Origin of the sequence: Pseudomonas sp. TNT3, from assembly GCF_010095445.2 — a bacterium.
In the GTDB taxonomy this organism is placed as follows: Bacteria; Pseudomonadota; Gammaproteobacteria; order Pseudomonadales; family Pseudomonadaceae; genus Aquipseudomonas.
This window is the reverse complement of sequence record NZ_WFGV02000016.1, coordinates 48822-74951: the sequence shown is the minus strand read 5'-3', so window position 1 is coordinate 74951 and position 26130 is coordinate 48822. Positions and strand designations below refer to the sequence as shown.

The 26130-nt window shown below is 59.9% G+C and carries 23 protein-coding genes; 14 read left to right on the top strand and 9 right to left on the bottom strand.

Annotated features, from left to right (window positions below; genetic code table 11):
* The first annotated feature begins 455 nt into the window (after positions 1-455).
* From pcaR to pcaC, 11 genes are all read left to right on the top strand, one after another.
* The gene (gene pcaR, locus GBC55_RS12315; protein ID WP_008074568.1) at positions 456-1298 is read left to right on the top strand and encodes a pca regulon transcriptional regulator PcaR; all 843 of its coding nucleotides are present in this window, start codon (positions 456-458) and stop codon (positions 1296-1298) included.
* Between the two features lie 137 nt (positions 1299-1435).
* Positions 1436-2782, top strand: a complete 1347-nt coding sequence (locus GBC55_RS12310) for an MFS transporter (RefSeq protein ID WP_162438596.1) — start codon at positions 1436-1438, stop codon at positions 2780-2782.
* Positions 2783-3058: 276 nt separating this feature from the next.
* Positions 3059-3916 carry a CoA transferase subunit A gene (locus tag GBC55_RS12305; protein ID WP_074874180.1) on the top strand — a complete coding sequence of 286 codons (858 nt, stop codon included), beginning with the start codon at positions 3059-3061 and terminating at the stop codon, positions 3914-3916.
* The gene (locus GBC55_RS12300; protein ID WP_162438597.1) at positions 3916-4695 is read left to right on the top strand and encodes a CoA-transferase subunit beta; all 780 of its coding nucleotides are present in this window, start codon (positions 3916-3918) and stop codon (positions 4693-4695) included. The genes GBC55_RS12305 and GBC55_RS12300 overlap by 1 nt, the downstream gene beginning before the upstream one ends.
* On the top strand, positions 4692-5897 hold the full coding sequence (gene pcaF, locus GBC55_RS12295) for a 3-oxoadipyl-CoA thiolase (protein ID WP_178114312.1): 1206 nt from the start codon (positions 4692-4694) through the stop codon (positions 5895-5897). Before GBC55_RS12300 ends, pcaF begins: the two co-directional genes overlap by 4 nt.
* 37 nt (positions 5898-5934) lie before the next feature.
* Positions 5935-6639 carry a protocatechuate 3,4-dioxygenase subunit beta gene (pcaH, locus tag GBC55_RS12290; RefSeq protein WP_162438599.1) on the top strand — a complete coding sequence of 235 codons (705 nt, stop codon included), beginning with the start codon at positions 5935-5937 and terminating at the stop codon, positions 6637-6639.
* 1 nt (position 6640) lies between these two features.
* On the top strand, positions 6641-7207 hold the full coding sequence (gene pcaG / locus GBC55_RS12285; RefSeq protein WP_162438600.1) for a protocatechuate 3,4-dioxygenase subunit alpha: 567 nt from the start codon (positions 6641-6643) through the stop codon (positions 7205-7207).
* Between the two features lie 192 nt (positions 7208-7399).
* Entirely contained in the window at positions 7400-8704 is a 1305-nt protein-coding gene (locus GBC55_RS12280) for an MFS family transporter (RefSeq protein ID WP_162438601.1), read from the top strand.
* A 45-nt stretch (positions 8705-8749) separates the two neighbouring features.
* Positions 8750-10114, top strand: coding sequence for a 3-carboxy-cis,cis-muconate cycloisomerase (locus GBC55_RS12275; protein ID WP_162438602.1), 1365 nt, complete (start codon positions 8750-8752; stop codon positions 10112-10114).
* 11 nt (positions 10115-10125) lie between these two features.
* Positions 10126-10917: a 3-oxoadipate enol-lactonase gene (gene pcaD / locus GBC55_RS12270; RefSeq protein WP_162438603.1), complete on the top strand. Its 792-nt coding sequence runs from the start codon at positions 10126-10128 to the stop codon at positions 10915-10917.
* A 10-nt stretch (positions 10918-10927) separates the two neighbouring features.
* The gene (pcaC, locus tag GBC55_RS12265) at positions 10928-11320 is read left to right on the top strand and encodes a 4-carboxymuconolactone decarboxylase (RefSeq protein ID WP_008147336.1); all 393 of its coding nucleotides are present in this window, start codon (positions 10928-10930) and stop codon (positions 11318-11320) included.
* 155 nt (positions 11321-11475) lie between these two features.
* Here the strand turns inward: pcaC and GBC55_RS12260 are convergent, their stop codons facing one another.
* The 4 genes from GBC55_RS12260 to emhA form a co-directional block, all read right to left on the bottom strand.
* A complete protein-coding gene (locus tag GBC55_RS12260; protein ID WP_162438604.1) occupies positions 11476-12735 on the bottom strand; it encodes an OprD family porin in 1260 nt (419 codons plus the stop codon).
* 431 nt (positions 12736-13166) lie between these two features.
* Positions 13167-14627, bottom strand: a complete 1461-nt coding sequence (emhC, locus tag GBC55_RS12255) for an efflux RND transporter outer membrane subunit EmhC (protein WP_162438605.1) — start codon at positions 14625-14627, stop codon at positions 13167-13169.
* The gene (gene emhB / locus GBC55_RS12250) at positions 14624-17773 is read right to left on the bottom strand and encodes an efflux RND transporter permease subunit EmhB (RefSeq protein WP_162438606.1); all 3150 of its coding nucleotides are present in this window, start codon (positions 17771-17773) and stop codon (positions 14624-14626) included. The genes emhC and emhB overlap by 4 nt, the downstream gene beginning before the upstream one ends.
* Positions 17774-17776: 3 nt before the next feature.
* Positions 17777-18934, bottom strand: coding sequence for an efflux RND transporter periplasmic adaptor subunit EmhA (gene emhA / locus GBC55_RS12245; protein ID WP_162438607.1), 1158 nt, complete (start codon positions 18932-18934; stop codon positions 17777-17779).
* Positions 18935-19199: 265 nt separating this feature from the next.
* Between emhA and emhR the strand changes: the two genes are divergently transcribed.
* The gene (emhR, locus tag GBC55_RS12240) at positions 19200-19832 is read left to right on the top strand and encodes an efflux system transcriptional repressor EmhR (RefSeq protein WP_162438608.1); all 633 of its coding nucleotides are present in this window, start codon (positions 19200-19202) and stop codon (positions 19830-19832) included.
* Between the two features lie 297 nt (positions 19833-20129).
* On the opposite strand, the gene GBC55_RS12235 is transcribed toward emhR, so the two are convergent.
* Genes GBC55_RS12235 through GBC55_RS12225 form a run of 3 tightly spaced genes read right to left on the bottom strand, consistent with a single transcriptional unit; the run spans position 20130 to position 22705 of the window.
* Positions 20130-21179 carry an alkene reductase gene (locus GBC55_RS12235; protein WP_162438609.1) on the bottom strand — a complete coding sequence of 350 codons (1050 nt, stop codon included), beginning with the start codon at positions 21177-21179 and terminating at the stop codon, positions 20130-20132.
* 22 nt (positions 21180-21201) lie between these two features.
* Positions 21202-22368: an MFS transporter gene (locus GBC55_RS12230; RefSeq protein WP_162438610.1), complete on the bottom strand. Its 1167-nt coding sequence runs from the start codon at positions 22366-22368 to the stop codon at positions 21202-21204.
* Positions 22369-22402: 34 nt separating this feature from the next.
* Positions 22403-22705, bottom strand: a complete 303-nt coding sequence (locus GBC55_RS12225) for a metalloregulator ArsR/SmtB family transcription factor (protein ID WP_162438611.1) — start codon at positions 22703-22705, stop codon at positions 22403-22405.
* A gap of 171 nt (positions 22706-22876) precedes the next feature.
* On the opposite strand from GBC55_RS12225, the gene GBC55_RS12220 reads away from it, so the two are divergent.
* Entirely contained in the window at positions 22877-23461 is a 585-nt protein-coding gene (locus tag GBC55_RS12220) for an ACP phosphodiesterase (protein WP_162438612.1), read from the top strand.
* A 31-nt stretch (positions 23462-23492) separates the two neighbouring features.
* On the opposite strand, the gene GBC55_RS12215 is transcribed toward GBC55_RS12220, so the two are convergent.
* Both GBC55_RS12215 and olsB read right to left on the bottom strand, forming a co-directional pair.
* Complete coding sequence (locus tag GBC55_RS12215) at positions 23493-24287, bottom strand: lysophospholipid acyltransferase family protein (protein ID WP_162438613.1); 795 nt, start codon at positions 24285-24287, stop codon at positions 23493-23495.
* Complete coding sequence (olsB, locus tag GBC55_RS12210) at positions 24287-25042, bottom strand: L-ornithine N(alpha)-acyltransferase (protein WP_162438614.1); 756 nt, start codon at positions 25040-25042, stop codon at positions 24287-24289. Before olsB ends, GBC55_RS12215 begins: the two co-directional genes overlap by 1 nt.
* Positions 25043-25196: 154 nt before the next feature.
* Between olsB and GBC55_RS12205 the strand changes: the two genes are divergently transcribed.
* Positions 25197-26078: an acyl-CoA dehydrogenase family protein gene (locus tag GBC55_RS12205; protein ID WP_162438615.1), complete on the top strand. Its 882-nt coding sequence runs from the start codon at positions 25197-25199 to the stop codon at positions 26076-26078.
* The last annotated feature ends 52 nt before the right edge of the window (positions 26079-26130 follow it).

The window sequence follows — 26130 nt, the reverse complement described above, 5'->3', positions numbered from 1 at the left end:
ATGAGCGTCAGGCGCTTGCTGCTGGCAGCGGCGATGGAACATCGCACCACCGGGTGGCGGAATCGGCAGGTGAAAAGCCATTCGCCAGTGAATTGTATTATAGCGGTCGATTCGAAGAACACTATCGCCAACGAGTTAAATGTAGATTTTCCGGTGTGATTGTTTTGTGACGGGCAAGTTTGGAGCAACTAATGTGTCTGGGAGTGTCACTTTGTTGCGCTGACTTTCTGACGCCATTAAGTCGGGTAAGTTCGGCACCTCCATCGGGCATTAAGTTCTGCATCCCGATTCGTAAAATCCTGCAGGCATCGTTCCACATGGCGGGTGTTGCCCGGAGTGAAGCAATTGCGATTATCGGTTGATGGTTCGATAATCGCCCAATCTCGCTGCGTCAGGCTTGTGCGTCGACCCGCAGCCGCTTGTAATGCCTGTTGATTCGTGTGGAAAGGACCGATATGAACGATCAAATGCGCAATTCCTTCGCCTCGGTGGCGCCGCCCATTGTTGCCTCGCCCGCGAAGCGAATACAGGCCCTGACCGGCGATCCGGACTTCATGACGTCCCTGGCCCGCGGTCTGGCCGTGGTGCAGGCGTTCCAGGAACGCAAACGCCACCTGACCATCGCCCAAATCAGCCACCGCACGGAAATCCCCCGCGCCGCTGTGCGACGTTGTCTGCACACGCTGATCAAACTGGGCTACGCCACCACTGACGGCCGTACCTATTCGCTGCTACCTAAAGTGCTGACCCTCGGTCATGCCTACTTGTCCTCGACGCCGCTGGCAGTCTCGGCCCAACCGTATCTGGACCGCATGAGCGAGCAACTTCACGAGGCCTGCAACATGGCGACCCTGGAGGGCGATGACATTCTATACATCGCGCGTTCGGCGACGACCCAACGGTTGATTTCGGTGGACCTGTCGGTGGGCGGGCGTCTACCGGCCTATTGCACTTCCATGGGCAGGATTCTTCTCGCCGCGCTGGACGACACTTCGCTGCGCGAGTACCTCGATCACGCTGAACTGCAGGCCAAGACCAGCCGCACCTTGCACACACCGGAGGCGTTACTCGAATGCCTGCAGGAAGTACGACAACAAGGTTGGTGCATCGTCGATCAGGAGCTGGAGCAGGGTCTGCGCTCGATCGCCGTACCGGTGTACGACGCCTCCGGGCAAGTCGTCGCGGCCTTGAACGTCAGCACCCACGCCGGGCGGGTGAGTCGTAACGAGCTGGAGCAACGGTTCCTGCCCGGCCTCCTCAGCGCCAGCCGAGACCTCAGCGCACAACTTTTCGCATAGACCTGCCTAAGATGTTCGATAAACGCACAGACTCGCGTTTATCGAATTGACGCTCTTTCCCCGGGATCATTAATGTCGCGGCAGCGCCAGCCTCAGCTGGCACCTGTTCGACTGCGTTCTTGCGTGGAATAAAAATAATGAACCAGCCTCAGTCTGCTGTAGGAAACTGCCTCGACGTGCAGTCCTTCATCAATACTCAACCCATTTCGCGCTACCAGTGGCGAGTGGTGATCCTGTGTTTCCTGATTGTTTTCCTCGATGGCCTCGATACCGCGGCCATGGGATTTATCGCGCCAGCCCTGTCACAGGATTGGGGTATCGACCGCGCCAGCCTCGGCCCGGTGATGAGTGCCGCGTTGATCGGCATGGTGTTTGGCGCACTGGGTTCCGGCCCATTGGCTGACCGCTTTGGGCGAAAAGTCGTACTGGTGGGCGCGGTGCTGTTGTTTGGCGCCTTCAGCCTGGCGTCGGCTTACAGCACCAACGTCGATCAATTGCTGGTCTTGCGTTTCCTGACCGGTCTGGGACTGGGCGCGGGGATGCCGAACGCCACCACGCTGCTTTCCGAATACACCCCGGAGCGCAAGAAATCATTGCTGGTGACCAGCATGTTCTGCGGCTTTAACCTCGGCATGGCCGGCGGCGGGTTTATCTCGGCCAAACTGATTCCGATGTTTGGCTGGCACAGCTTGCTATTGATAGGCGGGATTCTGCCGCTGATCCTTGCCGTGGTCCTGTTGTTCTGGCTGCCGGAGTCGGCGCGCTACCTCGTCGTGCGCAATCGCGGTACGGACAAAGTACGCAAAACCCTGTCGCCCATTGATCCTGCCGTTGTGGCCTTGGCGTCCAGCTTCAGTGTGCCGGAGCAAAAAACCGTGAAAGCACGCAATGTGTTCGCGGTGATCTTCTCCGGCACCTACAGCACCGGCACGTTGTTGTTATGGCTGACCTACTTCATGGGCCTGGTGATCGTTTACCTGCTGACCAGCTGGTTGCCGACACTGATGCGAGACAGTGGCGCGAGCATGGAACAGGCCGCATTCATTGGCGCGCTGTTTCAGTTTGGCGGTGTGTTGAGTGCGGTGGGCGTGGGATGGGCCATGGATCGGTTCAATCCGCACAAAGTCATCGGCACTTTCTACCTGTTGGCCGGGGTGTTTGCCTACGCCGTGGGGCAGAGCCTGGGCAACATTACGATCCTGGCCACGCTGGTGCTGATTGCCGGCATGTGCGTCAACGGCGCGCAATCGGCGATGCCATCCCTGGCCGCGCGGTTTTACCCGACTCAAGGCCGGGCGACCGGTGTGTCGTGGATGCTCGGTATCGGCCGTTTCGGCGCGATTCTGGGCGCCTGGATGGGCGCGACGCTGCTCGGCCTGGGCTGGAATTTCGAGCAGGTGTTGACGGCGCTGGTGATTCCGGCGGCGGTGGCGACGGCGGCGGTGGTGATCAAGGGCATGGTCAGTCACGCGGATGCGACCTGACAGTCAGATCCATGATCGTTCCAACGCTCTGCGTGGGAATGCCTCAATGGACGCTCTGCGTCCGCTTTGGAGCGCGGAGCGTCCCGGGCTGCATTCCCACGCAGAGCAAGGGAACGATCATCGATAGGTAGACAACAATCTGTTCGATAAACGAACACTCAGTCGATTATCGGATTGTTTGGTGTTTTGCACAGGCTTACTCTTCAGTCATTCCGGCGCTGCGCATCGCGCCTTTTTCTTCCATTGTCGGTTCATAACAAAACGGGAGCTTGCCCCATGGCTGAAATCCTTTCGCTGCACGACGCGGTGAAGCAATTCGTAAATGACGGCGATACCGTCGCGCTCGAAGGCTTTACTCATCTGATTCCTACGGCGGCGGGTCACGAGATCATTCGCCAGGGCAAGAAAGATCTGACGCTGGTGCGGATGACGCCTGACTTGATCTATGACCAGTTGATCGGTGCCGGGTGTGCGCGCAAGTTGATTTTCTCCTGGGGCGGCAATCCGGGTGTCGGTTCGTTGCACCGTCTGCGCGACGCGGTCGAGAAGCAATGGCCTCACGCACTGGAAATTGAAGAACACAGCCACGCCGATTTGGCCAACGCCTACGTCGCCGGCGCTTCGGGCCTGCCTTTCGCCGTGCTTCGCGCGTATGCCGGCTCCGACCTGCCGAAGGTCAACCCGCTGATCAAAACCGTCACCTGCCCCTTCACCGGTGAAGTGCTGGCCGCAGTACCTTCGGTACGCCCTGACATCACCGTGATTCATGCGCAGAAAGCCGACCGCAAGGGCAACGTGTTGCTCTGGGGCATTCTCGGCGTGCAGAAAGAAGCCGCGTTGGCCGCCAAGCGTTGCATCGTCACCGTCGAAGAAATCGTCGATGACCTGAATGCGCCGATGAACGCCTGCGTGTTGCCAACCTGGGCGTTGAGCGCGGTCTGCCATGTACCTGGCGGGGCGCACCCGTCCTACGCACACGGCTACAACGAGCGTGACAACCGTTTCTACCAGGCCTGGGACCCGATTGCCCGCGACCGTGAAACCTTCACTGCGTGGATCAACGAATACATCCATGGCTGCGCTGACTTCAGCGAGTTCCAGGCCAAACTGGCCGCTGCTTCGGAGGCGAAGTAATGACTTACACCACCAATGAAATGATGACCGTTGCCGCCGCTCGCCGCCTGAAAAACGGTTCGGTGTGCTTCGTCGGCATCGGCCTGCCATCGAAAGCGGCCAACCTGGCCCGCCTGACGTCTTCGCCTGACGTCGTCCTTATCTATGAATCGGGTCCGATTGGCGCCAAGCCGAGCGTATTGCCTTTGTCGATTGGTGATGGCGAACTGGCAGAAACGGCCGACACCGTCGTCCCGACCGGTGAGATTTTTCGCTACTGGCTGCAGGGCGGTCGTATCGACGTCGGCTTCCTCGGCGCTGCGCAAGTCGATCGCTTTGGCAACATCAACACCACGGTCGTTGGCGATTACCACGCGCCGAAAGTCCGCCTGCCGGGTGCCGGCGGTGCTCCAGAAATCGCCGGTTCCGCCAAAAGCGTGTTGATCATCCTCAAGCAATCGGCACGCTCCTTCGTCGATAAACTCGACTTCATTACCTCCGTCGGCCATGGCGAGGGGGGCGACTCGCGCAAGCGTCTGGGCCTGCCGGGCGCCGGTCCGGTCGGCATCATCACCGACCTGTGCATCATGGAACCGGAAGCGGATACCCATGAATTTGTGGTCACCGCGCTGCACCCTGGCGTGACCCGCGAGCAAGTCGTCGCGGCCACCGGTTGGGCGGTCCGCTTCGCTGATACGGTAGAAAACACCGCCGAGCCGACCGAGGTTGAACTCAAAGCACTCAGGGATCTGGAAGCCCGCACCGCCGCCGCCCACGGCCAAGCCCCCGGAGAAGCCTGATGCGTGACGTTTATATCTGCGACGCGATTCGCACCCCCATCGGCCGGTTCGGCGGTGGCCTGTCCTCGGTGCGTGCCGACGACCTGGCCGCCGTGCCGATCAAGGCACTGGTGGCGCGTAATCCATCGGTGGACTGGAGCGCGGTGGACGAGGTGTTCCTCGGCTGTGCCAACCAGGCCGGCGAAGACAACCGCAACGTGGCGCGCATGGCGCTGCTGCTGGCAGGTCTTCCGGAGAGCATTCCGGGTGTGACCCTCAATCGTCTCTGCGCCTCCGGCATGGACGCTATTGGCACTGCTTTTCGGGCCATCGCCAGCGGCGAGATGGAGCTGGCGATTGCCGGTGGCGTCGAATCGATGTCCCGCGCGCCGTTCGTGATGGGCAAGGCTGACGCCGCGTTCTCGCGCAACATGAAGCTGGAAGACACCACCATCGGCTGGCGCTTCATCAATCCGTTGATGAAAGCGCAATACGGCGTTGATGCGATGCCACAGACCGCTGACAACGTGGCAGACGATTACGAAGTATCCCGCGAGGATCAGGACGCTTTCGCACTGCGCAGTCAGCAGCGGACAGCCGCCGCGCAAGCTGCAGGATTCTTCGCTGAAGAAATCATCGAAGTGCGCATTGCCCACAAGAAGGGCGAAACCGTTGTCAGCCAGGATGAGCATCCGCGCGCCGACACCACTCTGGAAACACTGGCGAAACTCAAACCGGTGAATGGTCCTGACAAAACCGTGACTGCTGGCAATGCGTCCGGGGTCAACGACGGTGCGGCGGCGCTGATTCTGGCGTCTGCCGAGGCCGTGAAGAAACACGGGCTGACCGCTCGCGCCAGGGTGCTGGGTATGTCGAGCGCCGGTGTCGCGCCTCGGGTCATGGGCATCGGCCCTGTACCGGCGGTGCGCAAACTGACTGAGCGCCTCGGCCTGGCCGTCAGCGATTTCGACGTCATCGAACTCAACGAAGCGTTCGCCAGCCAAGGCTTGGCGGTATTGCGTGAACTGGGTCTGGCGGACGACGCCGCTCAGGTCAACCCGAATGGTGGCGCGATTGCCTTGGGCCACCCCCTGGGCATGAGCGGCGCGCGACTGGTATTGACGGCGTTGCACCAGCTGGAGAAGACCGGTGGCAAAAAAGCACTGGCGACCATGTGCGTCGGTGTGGGCCAGGGTCTGGCCTTGGCAATCGAACGCGTCTGACGTGCAGCCGTGACTAACAAGAACAGAGGAAAGCGTAATGTCTGACAAGCCTGGTTACCGTCGCCCACAAGAGGGCACTCAGCCGGACTACCTGCACCCGGCCTATCAATCCACCAACCTTCGCTCGCCGTCCAAGCCGTTGGTGTTTTTGCCGCATTCGCTGTCGGAGATCACCGGCCCGACCATCGGTGCCGAGCGTATCAAAGAGCAGGACAATGACCTGACCGCACAGCATTCAGGTGAACCGCAGGGCGAGCGCATCATCATTCATGGCCGTGTGCTGGACGAAAACGGATTGCCGGTGCCCGGAATCCTGGTGGAGATCTGGCAGGCCAACGCGGCGGGTCGCTACAACCACGCCCGCGACGTGCACGACGCACCACTGGACCCGAACTTCACGGGCACCGGACGCACCGTGACCGACGCTGATGGCTGGTACCAGTTCCAGACCATCAAGCCTGGCGCATACCCATGGGGCAACCACCACAATGCGTGGCGCCCGGCGCATATCCACTTCTCGCTGTTTGGGCCCAGCATCCTGACGCGCCTGGTCACCCAGATGTATTTCCCCGGCGATCCGCTGCTGGCATACGACCCGATCTATAACTGCGTGCCCGATACGAGTGCCAAAGAGCGCCTGATCGCCAGTTTCGACCTGGAAAAAACCGTTCCTTCCTACGCCCTCGGTTATCGCTGGGACATCGTCTTGCGCGGCCGCGAAGCCACGCCGATGGAGAAATAAGATGACGCTGAACGCGACCACGTCCCACACCGTCGGACCGTACTACCACATCGGCCTGACCTGGCTGAACCGCGAAGACCTGACCGTCGAGCAAACCCTTGGCGAGCGCGTGGCGATCACCGGGCAAGTGGTGGATGGCAATGGCGATGTCGTTAACGACGCCATGCTGGAAGTGTGGCAGGCCAATGCGGCCGGCAAATATGCCCACCCTGAAGACGATCAAGAGAAACCGCAGGACCCGAACTTCGAAGGCTTTGGCCGTGTGCCGGTGGATGCAGAAGGGCGCTTTCGTTTCACCACCATCAAGCCAGGTACCGTGGAAGGCTTGAAGGGCACGACCCAGGCGCCGCATCTGGTGGTGCTGGTATTTGCTCGAGGGCTGGTGAAGCACTTGCTGACGCGGATCTACTTTGATGGCGAGCCGGCTAACGTCGGTGATCCGTTACTGGAATGCGTTCCTGCGGATCGCCGCCAGACATTGCTGGCCAAGCAGGATGCTTCGGGTGTTTATCAGTGGAATGTGATTTTGCAAGGGACTGACGCCGAGACGGTGTTTTTCGATTATTGAGAAATCCCCAATCCCTGTGGGAGCGGGCTTGCCCGAGATGGGGCCGGATCATCCAACATACATGTTGACTGACCCACCGCCATCGCGGGCAAGCCCGCTCCCACAAGGGATTTGCGTCGTAACTTGCATCTGTGGAACGGGACTGTTACGAAGTGTGTCTAGACTGTCACTGTCCCCAAAGAGTGAAAAACAATGACAACCCCCACCGCTACTCCAGCGCACTACACCGGTGAAGAGCGCAGCAAAAGGATCTTTGCGATCGTCGGTGCCTCGTCCGGCAACCTCGTCGAATGGTTCGACTTCTACGTCTACGCCTTTTGCGCAATCTATTTCGCCCCGGCCTTTTTTCCTTCCGATAACCCGACCGTGCAGTTGGTGAACACCGCTGGCGTGTTCGCGGCCGGGTTCCTGATGAGGCCGATTGGCGGCTGGATTTTCGGTCGTGTTGCAGATAAGCACGGGCGCAAGAATTCGATGCTGATTTCGATTCTGATGATGTGCTTCGGCTCGCTGCTGATCGCGTGTCTGCCGACCTATAAGGACATCGGCGTCTGGGCGCCAATCCTGTTGTTGTTCGCGCGCTTGCTCCAGGGTTTGTCCGTGGGCGGGGAGTACGGCACCACCGCGACCTACATGAGCGAAGTCGCGCTCAAGGGCCAGCGCGGTTTCTTCGCCTCGTTCCAGTACGTGACACTGATTGGCGGTCAGTTGCTGGCGGTGTCGCTGGTGGTGATCCTGCAACAATTTCTCACCGAAGATGACCTGCGTGCCTACGGCTGGCGGATCCCGTTCGTGGTCGGCGCCGTGGCTGCGTTGATCTCGCTGTTCCTGCGTCGTTCGCTCAAGGAAACCTCGAGCAAGGAAATGCGCGAAAACAAAGACGCCGGCAGTATCCGCGCATTGTTTCGTGATCATAAAGCTGCGTTCATCACCGTGCTGGGTTACACCGCCGGTGGTTCGTTGATTTTCTACACCTTCACGACCTACATGCAGAAGTACCTGGTGAACACGGCCGGGATGCACGCCAAGACCGCCAGCTACATCATGACCGGCGCGTTGTTCCTTTATATGTGCATGCAACCGCTGTTCGGCATGCTCGCGGACAAGATTGGCCGACGCAGTTCGATGCTCTGGTTCGGTGCTCTGGGGACCCTGTTCACCGTGCCTATCCTCCTGAGCCTGAAAAGTGTCAGCAGTCCGTTTCTGGCCTTCGTTCTGATCACCGTGGCCCTGGCAATCGTCAGCTTCTACACCTCCATCAGCGGGCTGGTGAAAGCGGAAATGTTCCCGCCTGAAGTACGTGCCCTGGGTGTCGGCCTGGCGTATGCGGTGGCGAATGCGATCTTCGGCGGGTCGGCAGAGTACGTCGCCCTGAGCCTTAAAGCCGTGGGCATGGAAAACTCGTTTTATTGGTACGTGACGGTGATGATGGCGGTGGCGTTCCTGTTCAGCTTGCGCCTGCCGAAACAGGCGAAATACCTGCACCACGACCTCTGATCTTTACGCGTGGGCCACGACGGCCCACGCCCTCAGGAACTGTTTATGAACGAGCGACCGGGCAATCAATTGTTCGATACCTATTTCACTGCCCGCGATATGCGTGAGGTGTTCTGCGATCAGGGTCGGGTCCAGGCCATGCTCGATTTCGAATCGGCACTGGCACGGGCTGAGGCTCGTGTCGGGTTAATCCCGCAGTCAGCTGTTGCCCCGATTGAAGCGGCATGTCAGGCAGGTCTTTACGACTTTTCAGTGCTCGGCGAGGCGATCGCCACGGCGGGCAATTCGGCGATTCCTTTGGTGAAAGCGCTGGGCAAGCAGGTTGCGGCACAGGATGCCGAGGCCGAGCGTTATGTGCATCTGGGCGCGACGAGTCAAGACGTGATGGACAGTGGCCTGGTGCTGCAACTTCGCCATGCGCTGGCGTTGATCGAACAGGATCTGGCGCAACTGGCGCAAACGCTGGCGACTCAGGCCCGGCGCTATGTCGCCACGCCATTGGCCGGTCGCACCTGGCTGCAACACGCGACCCCGGTCACCCTCGGCATGAAAATCGCCGGTTGGCTGGGCGCGGTAACCCGTAGCCGTCAGCGCCTGCAGGAACTCAAACCGCGGTTGCTGGTGCTGCAATTTGGTGGCGCATCCGGAACCCTTGCCGCCCTCGGCGAACAGGCAATGCCGGTTGCCCAGGCACTGGCCGATGAACTGCATCTGACGATGCCCGAACAACCCTGGCACACCCAGCGTGATCGCCTTGTGGAATTTGGTTCGGTGCTGGGATTGATCGCGGGCAGCCTCGGCAAACTGGGGCGCGACATCAGCCTGTTGATGCAAACCGAGGCCGGCGAAGTGTTCGAGCCTTCGGCGCCGGGCAAGGGTGGTTCGTCGACCATGCCGCACAAGCGCAACCCGGTCGGCGCGGCAGTGCTGATTGGTGCAGCAACCCGGGTTCCCGGTCTGCTCTCGACCCTGTTCAGCGCCATGCCCCAGGAACACGAACGCAGCCTGGGCCTGTGGCATGCCGAGTGGGAAACGTTGCCGGAGATTTGCTGCCTGGTCTCGGGCAGCCTGAAGCAGGCACTGCTGGTAGTGGACGGACTGGAAGTCGATGCCGACCGCATGGCCCGCAACCTTAATCTGACGCAGGGGCTGGTACTCGCCGAAGCGGTCAGCATCGTCCTCGCCCAACGGGTCGGCCGCGACACGGCGCATCACTTGCTTGAGCAGTGCTGCAAGCGCGCCGTCGCCGAGCAGCGTCATTTGCGCGCGGTCCTGGGCGATGAGCCGCAAGTGACCGCCGAGCTGTCTGCAACTGAACTCGATCATCTGTTGAACCCGGCCCATTACCTCGGTCAGGCCCATACCTGGGTCGAACGAGCGGTGGCTGAACATGTTGCGTTTTCTGCCTGAAGGAGATTGCTGTGGCTTTCGTACAACTCGCCGATGGCGAACTGCATTACCAACTCGATGGACCGGTCGATGCACCGGTGCTGGTGCTGTCCAACTCGCTGGGCACTGACCTGCACATGTGGGATGCGCAAATTCCGGCGTTCACCGAGCATTTCCGTGTGTTGCGTTTCGATACCCGTGGTCACGGCCAGTCTCTGGTGACTCCAGGGCCTTACACCATCGAACAACTGGGTCACGACGTGCTGGCACTGCTGGATGCGTTGCACATCGAGCGGGCGCATTTCTGCGGTTTGTCCATGGGCGGGTTGATTGGCCAGTGGCTGGGAATCAACGCCGGTCATCGTCTGCTCAAGCTGGTGGTGTGCAATACCGCGGCGAAAATCGGCGATCCGTCGATCTGGAATCCGCGCATCGAAATGGTGTTGCGTGATGGCCAGGCGGCCATGGTCGCGCTACGCGACGCATCGATTGCGCGCTGGTTTACGCCGGACTTTGCCGAGGCCAATCCGGCGGTGGCCAGCAGAATCACCGACATGCTGGCGGCCACCTCACCTGAAGGTTACGCGGCCAATTGCGCGGCTGTACGCGATGCCGATTTCCGTGAGCAGTTGTCGTCGATCAAGGTCCCGCTGCTGGTGATTGCCGGCACTGAAGACGCGGTCACGCCGCCGTCCGGTGGGCACTTCATTCAACAGCATGTGCTCGGCGCCGAGTATGCGGAGTTCTACGCGGCGCACCTGTCCAACGTTCAGGCCGGCGCTGCGTTCAGCGAGCAGGTCGTGGCGTTTTTGTCAGCGGATTAAGGGGATGGGTGTGGACGAGAAACAACGTTACGACGAAGGCCTGAAGGTCCGCCGCGCGGTACTGGGCGACGCTCATGTCGATCGCAGCCTGAACGCCCTGACCGAGTTCAACTCGGAGTTTCAGGAAATGATCACCCGCCACGCCTGGGGGGACATCTGGACCCGTCCGGGCCTGCCGCGTCACACCCGCAGCCTGATCACCATCGCCATGCTGATCGGCATGAACCGCAATGAAGAGCTGAAGCTGCACCTGCGTGCCGCCGCCAACAACGGCGTGACCCGTGGCGAGATCAAGGAAGTCATCATGCAGAGCGCGATCTATTGCGGTATCCCGGCGGCGAATGCGACGTTCCATTTGGCGGAGTCAGTGTGGGACGAGTTGGGGGTTGAATCGCGGGAGTGATCATCAGGGTTTTTGTTGAATGAACTGACGCCATCGCGGGCAAGCCCGGCTCCCACAGAGGGCTGGTGTGAGCGCAGAATATACGTTCACTGAAGATCCCCTGTGGGAGCCGGCGGTGCGACGATTCGACTTGCCCGCGATGGCGTCCTTGAGGTTTACAACAGACTGATCGGGTAGCTGACGATCACGCGGTTCTCATCAAACTCGTTGTTGCTGTAATCCCGGCGCATGGTCGAGTTGCGCCATTTCACGTTTAAATCCTTCAATGCGCCGCTCTGTACGGTGTAGCCCAATTCGCTTTCGCGTCCCCATTCCTTGCCATCGGTCACCGTGCCGGTGTGCACATTGTCGCCGCTGATGTAGCGATTCATCAGGGTCAGGCCGGGAATTCCAAGGGCGACAAAGTTGTAGTCATGGCGCAGCTGCCAGGATTTTTCCCGGGCGTTGTCGTAGCTGGCGTTGTAGCTGTCGTTGGCCAATGTACCGCCGCTGGTGCCGTTGACGCGCATCCAGGCGCTGTCGCCGGTCAGCTTCTGCAAACCGACGTAGAAGGTGTGGCCGCCGTACTTGGCCGAGAACAGGCCCGACCAGGTCTTGTTGTCCAGATCGCCGGCCCGGGCGCTGCCGTCTTCCTTGCCGTAGAAGAACCCCAGATTGGCGCCCAAGGTCCAGTCGCCGAAGGGCTGGCTATGGATCAGGTTGACGAATTGCTGGCTGTAGATGTCCTTGAGTTCGGCGTTCCACAGCGCGATCTGCGTGCGCTTCTCGTTGAAAACGTACTCGCCGCCCTGAAAGTTGAAGCGGTCGGAGGTGAAGGCCGCTTTTCCGGTCATCGACATGTCGCTCATGCTGCTGTCATCCCGCGGGCTGTTGGCGCGGAACTGACCACCGTACAGCGTCAGTCCGTTGATTTCCTTGGAGGTGATCTGGCCCCCACGAAAGGTTTGCGGCAGGGAACGTCCGTCGTCCGAGCGCAGGATCGGCAGCACTGGCATCCACTCGCCGACCTTCACTTCGGTCTGGGACAGCTTCGCCTTGAACGCGACATTGGTGCGGCCGAAATTGTTCGCCGGACGACCGTCTTGGTCCAGCGGCAACAACTGCGTTCCACCGGTGCCCTGGCCTCCGTCGAGCTTCACCGCGTACAGCCCCAACACATCCAGACCAAACCCGACTGTGCCTTGAGTGAAACCGGATTTAGCGTCGAGGATGAAACTCTGTGTCCATTCCTCAGCCTTGCCCTGCGCCTTGGTCGGGTTGGTGAAGTTGCGATTGATGTAGAAGTTGCGCAGGTTCAGGTTGACCTTGGCGTCTTCGACAAAACCTGCCTCCTCAGCCTGGGCGGGAAGGGCTGTGCTGGCCAGGGCGACGGCGATCAGGCTGGGAACGAAGTACTGCGCGGGGGAAGGCGTCATGGGCTCGGTCTCTCTAATTCTTGGGGATGAAGCGGGTAATGCCGCGACCTTTGGGGTTGCAGACAACCATCGGAAATCGGGACAAAAACGAACGGGATCAGCCGGACAGGGCAGGGCGCGGGGGCATGAGGTCGAACCTGATGTTATTGGTCTTGTGCGGAGAATGGTGCGGGGAATGTACTGGATGGTTCAATTGTTAAAAGCAGGTTTTGGGCGATTATCGAACGCAACATGGTTCCGGTTTTTTTGTGTAGGGGCTGGCCTCATCGCTAGCAGGCTAGCTCCCACATTGGACTCCTTTCTTCCTGCAGAAACCCGGTTCCCTGTGGGAGCCAGCCTGCTGGCGATGGGGCCACGACGAACAACAGACCTTTTGCGCTGCCAACAAAAAGCCCACCAGGAGGTGGGCTTCAAGTTGACTCACAGCGCTATCAGAACAACTTCATCTTCGGCGCTTCTTCTTTCAAAGGCTCGTTCCTGGCCGTTTGCTCATTCCAGCCACCGCCCAGTGCCTTGTACAGATTGACTGCACTGACCAGTTGCGCCAGACGGTCGGTGATCAATACCTGTTGGGCACTGAACAGCTGACGCTGGGCATCGAGGAAGGTCAGGTTGCTGTCGACACCAATGCGATATCGACGCTCGGCCAGACGGTAGTAGTCCTGGTTGGCGGTGACGAAATCACGCTGGGCCTGCAGTTGCTCGGTGTAGGTCTGGCGGGCGGCCAGGCCGTCGGCGACTTCCTGGAAGGCCGTTTGAATGGACTTCTCGTAGTTCGCCACGCCAATGTCTTTCTGGATTTTCGAGTAGTCCAGGCTGGCGCGCAGGCTGCCGGCATTGAAGATCGGCAGATTGATTTGCGGCTGGAACAACCAGGTGCCCGAGCCACCCTTGAACAGACCCGAAAGGTCCGGGCTCAGGGAACCGGCGTTGGCTGTCAGGCTGATGCTCGGGAAGAACGCAGCCCGTGCCGCGCCGATGTTGGCGTTGGCAGCCTTGAGGTTGTATTCGGCCTGCAGGATGTCCGGACGACGTTGCAGCAAGTCCGACGGCAAGCCGGGCGGAACGTCGCTCAACAAGTCATCAGACAGCGGCTTGGCGGCTTGCAGGTTGGCCGGGATACCGGTGCCGAGCAGCAGCACCAGGCTGTTTTCGTCCTGAGCGACCTGACGGGTGTACTTCGCCAGTTGGGCACGGGCGTTTTCCACCGAGGTGCGCGACTGAGCGAGGTCCAGTGCCGAGGCCACACCTACTTCGTTGCTGCGTGCGGTGAGCTTGTAGCTCTCCTGGAACGCCCCGAGGGTGTCCTGGGTCAGCTTGAGCAGTTCTTTGTCCGCCTGCCAGGTCAGGTAGGCATTGGCTACGCTGCCCACAAGGCTGATCTGAGTGCTGCGGCGGCCTTCTTCGGTCGCGAAGTATTGTTGCAGGGCTTGTTCGCTCAGGCTGCGAACCCGACCGAACAGGTCGAGTTCATAGGCGCTGATGCCGACTGTGGCCGAATACGAGCTGACAATACCCGCTTCACCGGTTTGCGAAGCGTTCGCCGGGACACGCTGACGGCTGCCCGTGCCATTGGCCGAAACAGCCGGGAACAGGTCCGCGCGCTGAATGCGGTACTGGGCCGCGAAGGCGTCGATGTTCAGGGCTGCGACACGCAGGTCCCGGTTGTTTTCCAGAGCAACCTGGATCAGCTGTTGCAGCGCCGGATCATGGAAAAACTGCTTCCAGCCTTGTTCGGCAGCGGCCTGATTCGGTGCCTGGGCCGGCGAGTACGCCGGGCCCTGCGGGAATTCGCTCGGAACCGGTGCCGCGGGCTGCTGATAATCAGGTATCAGCGAGCAGCCACTGAGCACAAACGCGGCAACGGCTAGGGAGAGTAGCGACTTGCTCATTGGCCAGCCTCTTTAGGAGTTTCGATTGCGTCATCTTCATCGGTTTTTTTGCGCTGACCGATGGACGACACGGTGACGAAGAACAGGGGTACCCAGAAGATTGCCAGGACCGTGGCCGTGATCATACCGCCAATAACCCCGGTACCGATGGCGTGTTGGCTACCTGAACCTGCACCCGTGGAAATCGCCAGTGGCACCACGCCCAGAACGAAGGCGAGGGAGGTCATGATGATCGGGCGCAAACGCATGCGGCAGGCTTCAATCGCGGCATCGCGCAGACTCATTCCCTGTTCATTCAGTTCTTTGGCGAATTCGACGATCAGAATGGCGTTTTTCGCGGCCAGACCGATGGTTGTCAACAGGCCCACCTGGAAGTAAACGTCGTTGGACAGGCCGCGCAAACTGGTCGCCAGCAGCGCGCCGATGACCCCCAGTGGCACCACCAGCATCACCGCGATCGGAATCGACCAGCTTTCGTACAGCGCCGCCAGACACAGGAACACCATCAGCAGCGACAACGCGTACAACGCGGGAGCCTGGGAACCGGACAGCCGTTCTTCGTACGACAGGCCGGTCCAGGAAATACCCACACCCGCCGGCAGTTTCTTCGCCAGCGCTTCGACTTCGGCCATGGCTTCACCGGTGGAGTAGCCTGGAGCCGGGGCGCCGAGGATTTCCATCGCTTCTACACCGTTGTAACGCGACAGTTTCGGAGCACCGTAGATCCACTGTCCCTTGGCGAAAGCCGAGAAGGGCACCATGGTTCCTTCAGCGTTGCGTACGTACCATTTCTTGATGTCTTCCGGGCTCATCCGCGAGTTTGGCTGACCTTGTATGTACACTTTCTTCACGCGACCACGGTCGATGAAGTCGTTGACGTAGCTACTGCCCAAGGCAATCGACAGGGTGCTGTTGATGTCGGTGAGGGTAATGCCCAGGGCACTGGCCTTCTCGTCATCGATTTCCAACTGGTATTGCGGTTCGTCGTTCAGTCCGTTCGGGCGCACCTGATAGAGCACTTTGCTCTGGGCCGCCATGCCAAGGAACTGGTTGCGCGCCTCCATCAGCTTCTCGTGACCGATACCGGCACGGTCTTGCAGGAACACGTCGAAACCGGTGGCGTTACCCAGCTCCAGTACCGCTGGCGGTGCGAAGGCAAACACCATGGCATCGCGGAAACTGAAGAAGTGCGTCTGTGCGCGTTCGGCGAGCTTGAACACGCTGTTGTCCGCATCCCGCTGATCCCACGGCTTGAGCATGATGAACGCAAGGCCCGAGCTCTGGCCGCGACCGGCAAAGTTGAAGCCGTTAACGGTAAACACCGAGGCGACTGCGCTGGACTCTTTATCCAGCAGGTAGGAACGCATCTCGTCGATCACCACCTGAGTCCGTTCGGCACTGGAGCCGGCTGGAGTCTGCACCTGGGCAAACAGTACACCCTGGTCTTCTTCCGGCAGGAACGCCGTTGGAATACGGGTGAACAGCCAGATCATGCCGACCAGAATAATTACGTACGCCAGCAGGTACGGCGCCTTGTGCGTGAGCATGTTGCCCACGCCGCGTTCGTAGCTTTTCACGCCGCGATCGAAGCTGCGGTTGAACCAGCCGAAGAAGCCGCGTTTCGGGGTGCCGTGCTCGCCTTTCGGAATTGCCTTGAGCATGGTGGCGCACAGCGCCGGGGTGAAGATCAGGGCAACCAGCACCGACAAGGCCATGGCCGATACGATGGTGATCGAGAACTGTTTGTAGATCACGCCCGTGGAGCCGCTGAAGAACGCCATCGGCAGCAGTACCGCCGACAGAACCAGGGCGATACCGACCAGTGCACCCTGGATCTGCCCCATGGATTTCTTGGTGGCCTCCTTGGGTGAAAGACCTTCTTCGCTCATGACCCGTTCGACGTTCTCCACCACGACGATGGCGTCATCCACCAGCAAGCCGATGGCGAGAACCATACCGAACATGGTCAGGGTGTTGATGCTGAAACCAAAGGCCGCAAGGATGCCGAACGTACCGAGCAATACGACCGGTACAGTCATCGTGGTGATGACGGTGGCGCGGAAGTTTTGCAGGAACAGGAACATCACCAGGAACACCAGCACGATCGCTTCGACCAGGGTTTCAACTACACCCTTGATCGACTCGGTCACGACCGGCGTCGTGTCATACGGGAACACCACTTCCATGCCTTCCGGGAAGAATGGCTTGAGGGTGTCGATGGTGTTGCGCAGTGCTTTTGCGGTGTCGAGGGCGTTGGCACCGTTGGCCAGTTTCACTGCGAGACCGGAAGCCGGTGCGCCGTTGAACTGGGCATTGATGCTGTAGTTCTCACCGCCCAGGCCGACATCGGCGACGTCTGACAGGCGCACTTGCGAACCGTCTTTGTTGACCTTCAGCAGAATCTTGTTGAACTGCTCGGCGGTCTGCAGGCGGGTCTTGCCGATGATGGTGGCGTTCAATTGCTGGCCAGGCGCCGCAGGCAGGCCGCCCAGTTGCCCGGAGGACACCTGGATGTTCTGTGCAGCAATGGCGGCTTTGACGTCCACCGGGGTCAGGTTGAAGTTGTTCAACTTGGCCGGGTCGAGCCAGACCCGCATCGCGTACTGCGAACCGAAGACCTGGAAGTCACCGACACCGGCGGTCCGGGAGATCGGGTCCTGCATGTTCGACACGATGTAGTTGGACAGGTCGTCCTTGGTCATGCTGCCGTCGCGCGACACCACGCCGATGACCAACAGGAAGTTTTTCACTGCCTTGGTCACGCGGATCCCCTGTTGCTGCACTTCTTGCGGCAGCAGCGGGGTGGCCAGGTTCAGTTTGTTCTGGACCTGAACCTGCGCGGTATCGGAGTTGGTGCCCTGCTCGAAGGTCGCGGTAATGGTCATGCTGCCGTCGGAGTTACTTTCCGAGGAGACATAACGCAGGTTATCGATACCGTTGAGCTGTTGCTCGATCACTTGCACCACGGTGTCCTGCACGGTTTGTGCAGACGCGCCCGGGTACGTTACCTGGATTGCAATGGCCGGTGGCGCAATGCTCGGGTATTGGTTGATGGGCAGTTTGAGGATCGATAGTGCCCCGACCAGCATGATCACCAGGGCAATTACCCAGGCGAAAATCGGACGGTCGATAAAAAATTTCGACATGGGTTACTCCCCTTTGCCGCTGGAAGCCTTATCAGCTGCCTGTGCGGGGACCGGGTTCTTGTTGCCTACGTTAGTCGCTTCAGTCGGCTTGACTTCAACGCCTGGCTTGACGAATTGCAGCCCTTCGGTGATCAGGCGATCGCCGGCCTTGAGGCCGTCTTCGATCAGCCATTGGCTACCCACGGTGCGACTGGCCTTGAGTTGGCGCAGCTCAACCTTGTTGTCCGGTCCGACAACCAGGGCGGTTGGCGTGCCTTTGAGGTCACGGGTCACGCCTTGTTGCGGGGCCAGAATGGCGGCGCTGTTCACACCAGCCTGCAGCTGTGCGTGCACGAACATACCGGGCAGCAGCGTGTGATCAGGGTTCGGGAATACCGCGCGCAGGGTGACGGAACCGGTGGTCTGGTCAACCGAGACTTCGGAGAACTCGAGTTTACCTTCCTGTTTGTACTGGCTGCCGTCTTCCAGGGTCAGTTTGACCGCGGCGGCGGTATCACCAGCCTTTTGCAGGCGACCGCTTTCCAGCTCGCGGCGCAGCTCGAGCAACTCGACGGAAGACTGCGTCACGTCGACATAGATCGGATCAAGTTGCTGGATCACCGCCATGGCGTCGACCTGGCCACTGGTGACCAAGGCACCTTCGGTGACGTTGGAGCGACCGATGCGGCCTGTCAGAGGTGCATACACTTTGGTGTAGCGCACATTGATCTGCGCGGTTTGCAGCGACGCTTCCGATTGCATCCGGTTGGCGACGGCGGTGTCGTATTCCTGACGGCTCACGGCCTGCTCGTTGACCAGTTGCTTGTAACGGTCAGAGATCGACTTGGTTTGTTGCAGGTTGGCTTCTGCGCTTTTCAGCGTTGCGTCATAGACTGCCGGATCGATCTGATACAGCTGCTGACCGGCCTTGACGTCGCCGCCTTCCTTGAACAGTCGCTTGAGAATGATGCCGTTGACCTGAGGGCGAACTTCGGCAATTCGGTACGCACTGGTGCGGCCTGGAAGCTCGGAGGTCAGGGTGAAAGCTTGCGGTTGCAGAGTCACGACGCCGACCTGAGGAGGTGGTGCGGCCGGTGGAGCCTCTTCCTTTTTACATCCGCTGAGCAGCGATGCGAGGGCGACGGCAGTGACCAGAGCGGTAACAGCTGGCTTGAATTGCATGAAAATCCTCGGGTCAGGCGCGCAAATTGCGCACAAGAAAGTGTGGAAAGTAAAAAATGTGCGCTGAGTGGATAAGTAGCTTGCTAAGTAATATACTTACGTTCATGGTTGTTTGTAAATACCCTGGCTGTGTACTCATCCAGTTACAAATGCCGCCAGAAGGTTCGAATTGTAGGCCGCAGACGAGTCCCAAGAGCGCTCGCTGCACTTTTATTCAGCGGATATTCAGACACCGCTGAAGCATCCTGATTGAGGTTGTACTGCCATGGTCCGTCGTACCAAAGAGGAAGCTCAGGAAACCCGTAGCCAGATACTCGAAGCGGCAGAGAAAGCCTTTTTCGAGCGAGGCGTGGCGCGCACGACCCTGGCCGACATCGCAACCCTGGCCGGCGTCACGCGCGGGGCCATTTACTGGCATTTCAGCAATAAGGCCGATCTGGTGCAGGCCATGCTCGATACCTTGCATGAGCCGCTGGATGAAATGGCCAAAGCCAGTGAAAGCGAGGACGAACTCGACCCGCTGGGCTGCATGCGGAAGCTGCTGATTCATTTGTTTCATCAAGTTGCTCTGGACCCGAAAACCCGACGCATCAATGAAATCCTGTTTCATAAATGCGAATTCACCGATGAAATGTGCGACCTGCGCCAGCAGCGCCAGGCCGCCAGCCTGGACTGCAACGTGCGGATCGGACTCGCCTTGCGTAATGCAGTGAATCGCGGGCAATTGCCGGAAAACCTCGACACGGCCCGTGCCGCCATCTGCCTGCATGCATACATCGATGGCATCCTGTATCAGTGGTTGCTTACACCGGACAGTTTTGAACTGCACGTCGAAGCCGAGCGGTGGGCCGATACAGGGTTGGAAATGCTGCGCTTGAGTCCCAGTCTGCGCAAATGAAACAAAATGCGTAATTGCTGCTGGTTGTGTCAAGGCAGAGCCGGGCAAAGCCCCCGTTTTTCCGCGCTTTATGGAATGGTTGGCTTTTATATACGTACGCGGGGCAAGTTTACAGGCGGCACATTACGTATTTTGTAGGCATTTTGTATCGCGCTGGCCAACAGGCGCAGGCCACCTGTAATGGCTGGGACCGCTGCACTTCCTTGTGGTGTAAAACGTTTTAGCCCGGCGCCTGGATATCAAATACAAAAAAAGCCCCACCTGTTTCCAGGTGGGGCTTTTTTATACTCGGCGGATTTACATCACTGGGTAGTCAATGTAACCCACTGCCCCTTTGGCATAGAACAGTTCCGGACGGGCATCATTGAGCGGCGCATCCGCTTTCAGGCGCGCCGGCAAGTCCGGGTTGGCAATGAACGGAACACCAAATGCAACGGCGTCAGCCTTGCCGCTGGCCAGCCAGGCGTTTGCGCTTTCCTTGGTGAAGCTTTCGTTGACGATGTAAGGACCGCCGAAGGCTTCTTTCAATTGTGGGCCCAGGCTGTCGGCGCCTTCTTTCTCGCGGGAGCAGATAAAGGCGATGCCACGCTTGCCCAGTTCACGGGCGACGTAGGTGAACGTCTCGGCGAGGTTGTCGTCACCCATGTCATGCAGGTCGGCGCGAGGTGACAGATGCACGCCCACGCGGCCAGCGCCCCAGACATCGATGGCCGCGTCGGTGACTTCCAGCAGCAGGCGAGCACGGTTTTCCAGGGAGCCACCGTAATGGTCGGTGCGCTGGTTGGTGCTGCTTTGCAGGAACTGGTCGAGCAGGTAGCCGTTGGCGCCGTGAATTTCCACGCCGTCGAAACCAGCGGCCTTGGCGTTTTCAGCACCGGTGCGGTAGGCATCGACGATGTCGGCGATTTCAGCAGTTTCCAGCGCACGCGGTGTCGGGTAATCAGCCATTGGGCGAACCAGGCTGACGTGACCTTTGGGCTGGATCGCGCTCGGTGCGACCGGGGTTTCGCCGTTCAAATACATCTCATGGGAGATCCGGCCAACGTGCCACAGCTGCAGGAAGATTTTGCCACCGGCACCGTGGATCGCTTTGGTGACATTGCTCCAGCCACGTACCTGATCGTTGGACCAGATGCCCGGTGTATCCGGGTAACCGACGCCGATTGGCGTGACCGAAGTGGCCTCGCTGAGGATCAGGCCAGCCGAGGCGCGTTGGACGTAGTACTCAGCCATCAGCGCGTTGGGTACTCGGCCTTCGTCGGCGCGGCAGCGAGTCAGCGGAGCCATGATGATGCGGTTGGCCAACTCGATGTCGCCCAGTTTGATCGGATCGAAAATAGTCGTCATGCAGTACAACCTCGTAGAAAAATTAGTGGGTAGCAGGGGCCAGCTCGGCATTGCCGCTCTGACGGAAAGTAATCAGGGTCACCAGCAGGGCGAGTACTGCCAATGCGGCGGCCGCCAGTGGCACACTGGTCAGGCCGAAACCGTTGGCGATGACGCTGCCACCGACCCAGGCGCCGAGGGCGTTGCCGACGTTGAAGGCACCGATGTTCAGGGTCGAGACCAGGTTTGGCGCGGCCTTGCCGAAGGTCACTACGTTGATTTGCAGCGCCGGTACGGCGGCAAACGAAGCGGTGGCCCAGAGGAACAAGGTGATTTCGGTCGGGATTACCGCAACGCTGGTCCAGGTCAATACGGTCGAAATGACAGCCATCGAAATGAAGACACCGATCAAGGTGGCAGCCAGGCGTTTGTCGGCCAGTTTGCCGCCGATGATGTTGCCGACGGTCAGGCCCAGGCCAATCAGCAGCAGGGTCCAGGTCACGCCTTTTGGCGAGATGCCGGTGACATCGCCGAGCAGCGGAGCGATGTAAGTGAAGAGGGTGAACATCGAGGCGGCGAACAACGCGGTCATGCTCAAGGACAGCCAGATGCCGGCGCCTTTGAGGGCGCGCAGCTCGGCGCGCATGTCGAGTTTCTCTTCATCGCGCTTGGCTGGCAGGAAGCGGATCAGACCGATCAAGGCAATGACCCCGATGACCGTGACGGCCCAGAAGGTCGAGCGCCAGCCGGCTTCCTGACCGAGCGCGGTGCCCAGTGGAACGCCCAGCACGTTGGCCAGCGTCAGGCCGGTAAACATCAAGGCCACGGCGGACGCGCGCTTGTTGGCAGGTACCAGGTTGGCCGCCACGACCGAACCGATGCCGAAGAATGCACCGTGGCAGAGGGCCGTCACCACACGGGCAAACATCAGGACGTTGTAGTCACTGGCCAATGCACACAGCAGATTGCCGATGATGAAAATGCCCATCAACGCCACCAGGGCGGCCTTGCGCGGTAATTTCGCGGTGGCCAGTGCCATGAACGGTGCACCGATGGCCACGCCGAGGGCGTAACCGGTCACCAGCCAGCCTGCGCCGGGGATCGACACGCCGAGGTCAGCCGCCACATCGGGCAGCAGGCCCATGATGACGAACTCGGTCGTGCCGATGGCGAAGGCGCTCAAGGCCAGAATGAGGAGCGAGAGGGGCATCGTTGATTCCTTGTCGGCTTGCTGACGTAAAGGGTCAGAGCTCTTTGCTGAAGGTGCTGAGGAACGCCTGAATGGTTTCCTCGTTACGTTTGAAGAAGTGCCATTGGCCCACTTTTCGGCTGCTGATCAGGCCGGCGCGTTGCAAAACTGCGAGGTGGGCAGACACGGTTGATTGCGACAAGCCGCACCGTTGATCGATCTGACCGGCGCAGACGCCGTGCTCGTTGCTGTGGGACTGGTCGGGAAATTCGACGGCAGGGTCTTTGAGCCAGTGCAGGATTTCTCGCCGTACTGGGTGTGCCAGGGCTTTTATTATTTCGTCGAGATTGAGGGTCATGGTGTGGGCTCGTGATGAGTAAAACGCTATATCGCGATGAGGCGAACTTTAAATCGCTATTTCGCGATACACAAATATGATTTTGGTCTGAAGACCGCATAATTCGCTATATCGGGTTATAACGATACGTAGGGTGAAACGACACAAGTGCGCAGTGCTAAGCTGCTCATCATGAATTATCTCGCACATCTACATCTCGGTGGCCAGCGCCCCGGTCAATTGCTCGGCAGCCTGTATGGCGATTTCGTCAAAGGTCGGCTGCAAGGGCAGTTTGAGCCCGAGGTTGAAGCGGCTATCCAGCTGCATCGCAGCATCGACGTTTATACCGATCGCCATCCGCTGGTGGATGTCTCGTTGTCGCGGTTTTCCGTGACACGCAGGCGCTACGCCGGGATCGTCCTCGACGTGTTTTTTGACCATTGCCTGGCGCGGGACTGGACGCTGTATGCCGACCGACCGCTGACGCAATTCACCTCCAATGTGTATCGCGTGCTATCCGCCGAGTCGCAATTACCGGAGCGACTGGCAAAAATTGCCCCGCACATGATGGCGCACGACTGGTTGGGTTCTTACCGGGAATTTGAGGTGCTGGAGCAGGTGTTGCGAGGGATCTCGCGCCGGTTGACCCGGCCCGAGGAGCTGGCGGGCGCGATGCAGGAGTTGCGGGTGTTGTATGAGCCGTTGAGCGAGGATTTCCGCTTGTTCTATCCGCAGCTGCAAGATTTTGCCAGATACCGCAGACACCCACCTCTGTAGGAGCAAGCTTTGCTCCTACAGGAAAGCCGGGTTATGCGGCGACGAGTTCGCCGGTACGACGCGGTTCTGCCGGTTTCATCACTTCACCAAACAACGCCTTCTGCACCGCTTGCTGGGCTTCAAACGCCAGCGCTGCGCGTTCCCGTCCTTCGCAGGCGATCGGCTTGAGCAGATGAATTTCCACATCCCCCCGATCATTGGCAAACAAGCGCATCAGGTGCGAGAGCAAATCATCATCACCAATGAACGGCGCCAAGGTGTCGAGTTCGCCATCTCGCAAATACCGGATCGCTATTGGTTGCAGCATCACTTCGGAATCAATCGCCGCTGACAGCAAGCGACCGTGGAAGGTGCGCAACGAACGGCCATCGGTGGTGGTGCCTTCCGGGAACATCAGCAGGGGATGGGCGTGCTGCAAGTGTCGGGTCATCTGTTTGCGGATCAATTGACTGTCGCCCGATCCACGACGGATAAACAGGCTCCCGGCCTTCGCTGCCAACCAGCCTGCCACCGGCCAGGTACGCACTTCGGCTTTGGACAGGAACGACATCGGCGTGAGCATTCCCAGCAGCGGAATATCGGTCCAGGAAACGTGGTTGCTGACCCACAGCATCGGTGCTTCAGGCAGCTCGCCGTGGACGGTCACGCGAAAGGGCAGGGCATTGCTCAACCGAGCCATGAAAAAACGCGACCAGCGTTGCCGGCGGACCATCGAATGAGCGATCCCCAGCCGCTCGAACAGACCGAACACGCCGGCCATGGTCAAGCCCAGTGTCACCACGATCAGCACTCGCGCGATCCGCGCGTACACCCGCAACCGACTCATCACATGGCCGCCTTGAAGTGCTTGGCATAACGCGGGCACAGCTCATCGCGCTTGAGCAGGATAAACACGTCGGCGACCTGGAAATCTTCATCCCAGCACGGTTCGCCGCAGATCTTCGCGCCCAGGCGCATGTAGGCCTTGAGCAGCGGTGGCATTTCGGCGATGACGTTGGACGGGAGGTCCAGAACCGGCAGCGGTTTCTTCGGCTCGGCCCGCAAGTGTTCGGTGCACAGGTAGCGTTCGCGCAGGCGCTGCATGATGGCGTGGGCCTGAATGCCACCGTCCTGCATCGGGATGCTGGCGCAGCCCATCAGATAGCTGTAACCGCCCTGGTTCAGCACTTCGGCCAATTCACCCCAGAGTACGGCGATGGTGCCGCCGTTGCGGTAGGCCGGGTCGACGCAAGTACGACCGATTTCCAGAATCGGTCCCTGCAAGTGAACCAGGCCGTGCAGGCTGAATTCTTCTTCGCTGTAAAACTTGCCCAGGCTGCTGGCGGCCTGGTGATCAAGCAGCCGCGTGGTCGCCACCAGACGACCGGTGTTCAGGTCGCGCACGCCGATGTGAGCGCAGTGAACGTCGTAGTCATCCATGTCCAGACCCCGCTCGGCGCCCTTCAATTTGGCGTTGAATTCGCCGCTGAAGACGTTGAAGCGCAAAGCCTGGGCTTCCAGCAACGCCTCGGCGCCCACCAGGCGTTCGGCTTGCAGGCGGCGTTCGTTGCCGGTGTCGCGGATACGGGCGATCTGAGTCATTGCGAATCTCCGTGCGGGCTGTGCACCCGTCTTGGGTGGCAGTCGATCGACTTTCTTTATGCAGCCGTGTTGTGCAAAGTCAGGCTATGTAGCCCCGGTGTCATCGCCATTAAGCTTTGGTGATGCTTATATGACAGCCCATGAGGAGCCCTCCATGCCCTGGCAAAACCTGTTGAACCGCCGTGACCGCGTGCCCGCCAATCCGGATCTGGCGGAAGGTTTCGCGACCTTGCTGCATCAGCTGGGTGCGGTCACACCCTTTGAATTGGCGGTGGCAGGCGGGCGGTTGATGACGTCACCGGGACTGGCGTTTCTGGTGGGCTATCAAGCTGCGTTGCGCATGCTCTGGCCGAGCGCGCCGCTGAGCCTGGGGGCGTTGTGTGCGACCGAGCAGCGCAGCCTTCGCGCGGCAGATATGCAAACTCGATTGACCGACTTGCGCGTGAGCGGGCGCAAGGATTTCGTCACTGCGGGCGATGCCGCTGACTGGCTGTTGATCGCTGCGCGCAGCGAGCAGCCTGGCGAGGAGCCGCGCTTGAGCCTGGTGGTGGTCTATCCCGGTGAACCAGGGGTGCGGCTGGAAAAACTCCCGGCGATCCCGTTGATGCCGGACATCAGTCACGGCCGGTTGTTTCTCGATAACGCCCAGTGTGAATTGCTGGCGGGGGATGGCTGGGACGCCTACGTGAAACCCTTCCGCACTTTGGAAGATGTCTACGTGCTGAGTGCCATGACGGCATGGCTGTTGGGTATTGGTCAGGACAGTGACTGGCCGCAAACACTGCAACTGCGTTTGCTGGCGTTGCTGGCCGGGTGCGCGGAAGTCAGCCGCCAGGCACCGAACAACACCGCTGGGCATGTGTTGCTGGGTGGGCTGTTTGCGCAGTTCGACGGGCTCAAGGCCGAGGTGCATCAGGCCCTGGCCGATGGGCCGCAGCACTGGGCGGCAATGTGGCAGAGGGATCAGGCGGTAATGGACTTGGCAGCGGGGGCTCGGGAGAAGCGGTTGGCCAAGGCTCTGAACATGCATCTGTAGGTGGAGCGAATTGAATTAATGTCATTTATCTCGACTAGGCTCACCAGGCCTC